The following is a 4,788-nucleotide window of genomic DNA, read 5'->3' on the forward strand; positions in this document are numbered from 1 at the left end:
CGAATACTGGGGCTCGCACGCTTCCGACACTCCGGGCTCGCGCAATACCATCGGCATCAAGAACCCGGCCGTCGATGCGCTGATCGACAAGGTGATCTACGCCAAGGATCGCGCCTCACTGGTCGCCGCCACCCGCGCGCTCGATCGCGTGCTGCTGTGGAATTTCTACGTGGTGCCGCAATTCACCTACGGCTTCATGCGCTACGCGCGCTGGGATCGCTTCAACCACGCGCCGCTGCCGAAATACGCCCGCTCCGGCCTGCCGGCGCTGTGGTGGTACGACGCCGACAAGGCGGCCGCGATCGGTAAGCGCTCTTGAATGTCGCGTGCGTCGGAACTCCGCGCAATGCACGCGGTTGTGCCCACACTCCCGCGCCCTGATCAATCCGACACAGAAAGCCGGCCCATGTATCACCACGTCAAGAAACTGATGTTCACCGTACGTGTCGACGAGCCCGACGTTCGCTTCGGCAACATGCTGCTCGAGCAGTTCGGCGGCGCCAACGGCGAGCTCGCGGCCGCGATGCAGTATTCGATCCAGGGCCTCAACTGCGAGGACCCGGACCGCAAGGACCTGTTGATGGACATCGGCACCGAAGAGCTCAGCCATCTCGAAGTCGTCGGTTGCCTGGCGCGGATGCATCTGAAGCCGTCGAAATTCGACCGCCAGGCCGCGGAGGCTGATCCGCTCATCGCGATCGCCGGCGGCGGCGGCGTCAATCTGTTCAATTCGCAGGGCAATCCCTGGACCGCGGACTATCTGAAGATCACCGGCGAGCTCGACGTCGATCTGCGCAGCAACATCGCCGCCGAAGCCCGCGCCAAGATCGTCTACGAGCGGCTGATCAATTTCTGCGACGATTCCGGCACCAAGGACGCGCTGCAGTTCCTGATGACGCGCGAGATCACCCATATGAAGGCGTTCGCCGCCGCGCTGGAAAGCATGAAGAAGCCGGCGTTCTCGATCGGCGCGATCGCGCCGACGCCGGGCCTGGTCGATCAGTTCTTCAACGATTCGACCGGCAGCGGCGACGAAGGCGAGATCGACACCCGCGGTCCGTGGAACGAGGGCGGCGATTGGGAATACGTCGCCTCGCCCGCTTTGCAGCAGGCCGCCGGCGACGACGCCGCGACGCCGATCAAGGCCGAGAGCGCGCCGCTGCCCGGCGACGAGGAAATGAACGAGCTCCTGGTCGACGAGCTACGCGACATTCTCCACGCCGAGAAGCAACTGCTCAAGGCGCTGCCCAAGATGGTCAAGGCCGCGCGGTTCGACCGCTTGCGCGATTTGTTCGAGCTGCATCTGGACGAGACCGAGCTGCAGGTCGAACGTCTCACCGAATGCCTGTCGCTGCTTGGCGCGCCGAACCGCGCCAAGCCGTGCAAGGGCATGATGGGCCTCGTCGAAGAAGGCCAGGAGGTGATGGCGCAAGGCGAGGACAAAACCGACGCCGCCGCCGATCTCGGCCTGATCGGCGCCGCTCAGCGGGTCGAGCACTACGAGATCTCCGCCTACACCACGGCACGCAATCTCGCCCAGCAGCTGCGTCACTCGGCCCTGGTCGATTTGCTCTCCACCTCGCTGGCCGAGGAGCAGAATGCCGATCAGCTCCTCAACCAGGTCGCCCGCACGCTGATGTCGGTCGCCAAAATGCCGGCCGCCATCGAGCAGGCCGAGCTCGACGAAGAAGCCTGAGCCGATGAGGAGCCGGTGCGTCGCGCCGGCTCCTCAATCGTAGGGTGGGCAAAGGCGCACAGCGCCGTGCCCACGTCGCCGGTCCGCAGCATCCTGCCCGTGGCGCGTGGGCACGCTGCGCTTTGCCCACCCTAAGAGGGAGCGTTGCCCTACTCGCTTTTCAACCGCTTCTTGTACGCATCCGGATCCATGTCACGGATATCGACGCTGAGGCTGGTGATGTCGGGGCAATGCTCGACCAGCGTCTGGCGCAGCGCGACGCTGAGCGCGACCTTCTGGGCGGGCGTGCGGCCGGCCAGCATGAACACCGTCAGATGCAAAAAGCTGTCGCGCTTGCCGCCGACCAGGTAGTCGTCGAAGCCGCGGGCGCGGGCCTTGATGTCCGCAGCCTGCATCACCCCGGTCGCCGCGGCGGTGGCGGCGAGTTGCTCCAGCAGCGGCGCGATGCGGCCCCGGCCGAGGTGATCGTTCGAATAGTCCATGACGAGATGCGGCATCGCGGCGGTCCGATTGGCTGGGGACAGAGGGTGCGGTGTTCTTTGGCGCTCGCACGCGCGCGGTCAAGCCCCGCAGGCGCGTAGCCCGGATGCAGCGAAGCGAAATCCGGGAAGGCCGCATAACGCAGAGCTGCAGTCCCGGATTGCGTTGCGCTGCTTCCGGGCTACAGAGCGACGATTAGTTCGCGGTTTCCACCGCGTGGATCTCAGCCCGCATCTCGCCGCGCGCGATGCGCAGCGTCGCCAGCGTGATCGGCAGCTTGAAGCGCCGCGGGCCGGCGCTGCCGGGGTTGAGATAAAGCACGCCGCCGCACGTCTCGATTCTTCGGGACGTGCGAATGGCCGCTGATGACGACGTCGATGCCCTCGGCGGCAGGATCGCGCGACAGTGTATTGAGGTCGTGCAGCACGAAGATCGAACGGCCGCCAAGCGCGACCTGCTCCGTCTCGGCGAAGCCGCGGGCCCAGGCGGCACGATCGATATTGCCGCGGATGGCGGTGACCGGCGCCAGCGCCTGCAGCACCGGGATGATGGCCGGATCGCCAATGTCGCCGGCATGGATGATGGCATCGGCTCCTTCGAGCAGGCGCAGCGCCTGCGGCCGCAGCAGACCGTGAGTATCCGAGATGACGCCGATCAGCACGAGACCAGTTTAGCGCGTCCGCGCGCGTGGGGCCACGGGGGCGGAGCGCGGCTTGCGGGCCGCCGGGCGCGGCCGGGTCGGCGCTGGCACAGAACAGGCCGACGCGCCTGAGCGCAGCCAGCTCAGGGCCTGAAACATTCCGAGTAATCGCGTCGGTCTCTTACTGACGAGCATGCGGAATACCCTCTTGATCCATCAATTGATAGAGCGGGGTTTGGTTCACACCGCTGTGCCGAAAGGCCATGACAACGACGTCACAGCTTCGTCAACTCTACGCTTGTCGATCAGAATAGCATCTACGTACCGCTACGGAGCCTGCGCAGGGTACTTTTCGAACCGACGAACGACTTCCGGAACAATGAAATTAGTTCCAGTGCTGGCCCTGTGCGACGAACTAACGCGCCAACCGATTCAGCTCGCTGCGTAGCTGATCAGGATCGGTCAGCTCGGTTTCGATCGCGGCGTGGAGTTGCCGCCAGATCGGCACGGCAGCGGCCAGCGCCTTACGTCCGGCGGCGGTGAGATGCAGGCGGCGGGCACGGCGATCGTCGGGATCGACTGTGATTTTGACCAAGCCCCTGCCCTGTAGCGGCTTGAGGTTCGCCGTCAGCGTGGTGCGGTCCATCGCCAGCAGCGCCGCGACGCTGCCCACCGTCGGCGGCTCCGGCCGGTTCAGCGACATCAGCAGCGAGAACTGCCCGCTGGTCAGCCCAGCTGGCGCCAGTGCGACGTCGAACCGCCGCGCCAGCGCCCGCGCCGCGCGCTGCGCGTGCAGGCACAGGCAGCTGTCGCGCACCAGGATCGTGGTGGCAAACGGCGGATCGACGGATGGGCTCACGGCGCCGTTGACTCTCGTTTCAATCTACGTTGATATCAACTTAATAGCCGAAGAGCAAGACGCCGGAACCGCTTGGCGGGTCCTGCCAAACAGCGCGCCCAAACCACGCTCGGCACGGCGCCGGCCGACAAAGGGAGACATGCCGCATGCAGATCGTCACCAGCCTCAGCTTCCAGGGACAGTGCCGCGAGGCGTTCGAGTTCTACGCCGGCGTGCTCGGCGGCAAGATCACCGCCGCGATGCCGTATGGCGACGGACCGCCCGACATGCCGATCACCGATCCGAAGTACAAGACCTGGCTGATGCATTGCTGGCTGGAGGTCGGCGATCAGGCACTGATGGGCGCCGATATGGACGTCGCCTGGGCCTCCAACATCGACAAGCCGAAGAACGGCTTCGACGTGACGCTGCACACCACCGACAAGGCGCAGGCGCAGCGCTGGCACGAACAACTGTCCGAGGGCGGCAAGGTGATGATGCCGTTCGGCGAAACCTTCTGGTCCCCCGGCTTCGGCTCCCTGATCGACCGCTTCGGCATCCCGTGGATGGTCAATACGAGGCCGGTGGCGTGAGCCGCTGACGGGAGGCGACGCGGCTGAAAATTATCTCGCCGTGCTGTCGGCCCTCGCCAAGTCGCGTCGTCCTAAGCCCATTAACTGAGGTCACGTAAGGAACGAAGCCTTTCGGCGTCATTGCGAGCACCCGGATCGGCGCTTCGCGCCGTCCGGGCACAGGCTCCGCGAAGCAAATCCAGCTCCGTGCTCCGAGCTGGATTGCTTCGTCGGCTCCGCCTCCTCGCAATGACGAACGGCTCAGATTTCAGGAAGACATCCCATGAACCATCCCTATCGCTGGGTCATCGTCGCCGCGGGCGGCCTGCTCGGCTGCGTCGCCGTCGGCGCCATGTTCTCGCTGCCCGTCTTCCTGCGGCCGATGTCGGCGGACACCGGCTGGTCGGTCACCGGTTTGTCGACGGCGATGACCATCGGCTTTCTCGCCATGGCCGCCGCCAGCATGGCGTGGGGCAATCTGTCGGATCGGTTCGGGCCGAAGCCTGTCGTGTTGACCGGCTCCGTGGTGCTGGCCGCGAGCCTGGCGCTCGCCAGCCGCGCC

At 65.7% G+C, this 4,788-nt stretch carries 5 protein-coding genes and 2 pseudogenes; 4 read left to right on the forward strand and 3 right to left on the reverse strand.

Annotation, left to right across the window (positions count from 1 at the left end; translation table 11 throughout):
* A pseudogene (locus I5M_RS28935) lies at positions 1 to 319 on the forward strand (ABC transporter substrate-binding protein); the annotation flags it as partial.
* An 87-nt stretch (positions 320 to 406) separates the two neighbouring features.
* A complete protein-coding gene (locus tag I5M_RS00615; protein ID WP_022719630.1) occupies positions 407 to 1,696 on the forward strand; it encodes a DUF892 family protein in 1,290 nt (429 codons plus the stop codon).
* Between the two features lie 149 nt (positions 1,697 to 1,845).
* Here the strand turns inward: I5M_RS00615 and I5M_RS00620 are convergent, their stop codons facing one another.
* From I5M_RS00620 to I5M_RS00630, 3 genes and pseudogenes are all read right to left on the reverse strand, one after another.
* Positions 1,846 to 2,193: a 5-carboxymethyl-2-hydroxymuconate Delta-isomerase gene (locus I5M_RS00620; RefSeq protein WP_022719631.1), complete on the reverse strand. Its 348-nt coding sequence runs from the start codon at positions 2,191 to 2,193 to the stop codon at positions 1,846 to 1,848.
* 178 nt (positions 2,194 to 2,371) lie between these two features.
* Positions 2,372 to 2,837, reverse strand: a pseudogene (locus I5M_RS28940) (metallophosphoesterase family protein).
* 394 nt (positions 2,838 to 3,231) lie between these two features.
* The gene (locus tag I5M_RS00630) at positions 3,232 to 3,675 is read right to left on the reverse strand and encodes a MarR family winged helix-turn-helix transcriptional regulator (RefSeq protein ID WP_022719632.1); all 444 of its coding nucleotides are present in this window, start codon (positions 3,673 to 3,675) and stop codon (positions 3,232 to 3,234) included.
* Positions 3,676 to 3,821: 146 nt separating this feature from the next.
* On the opposite strand from I5M_RS00630, the gene I5M_RS00635 reads away from it, so the two are divergent.
* Together I5M_RS00635 and I5M_RS00640 are read left to right on the forward strand one after the other, a co-directional pair.
* Complete coding sequence (locus I5M_RS00635; protein WP_022719633.1) at positions 3,822 to 4,247, forward strand: VOC family protein; 426 nt, start codon at positions 3,822 to 3,824, stop codon at positions 4,245 to 4,247.
* 262 nt (positions 4,248 to 4,509) lie between these two features.
* A partial coding sequence (locus I5M_RS00640; protein ID WP_031334864.1) for an MFS transporter occupies positions 4,510 to 4,788 on the forward strand: 279 nt, incomplete at its 3' end.

Origin of the sequence: Rhodopseudomonas sp. B29 (assembly GCF_000333455.1) — a bacterium.
Lineage (GTDB): Bacteria > Pseudomonadota > Alphaproteobacteria > Rhizobiales > Xanthobacteraceae > Rhodopseudomonas.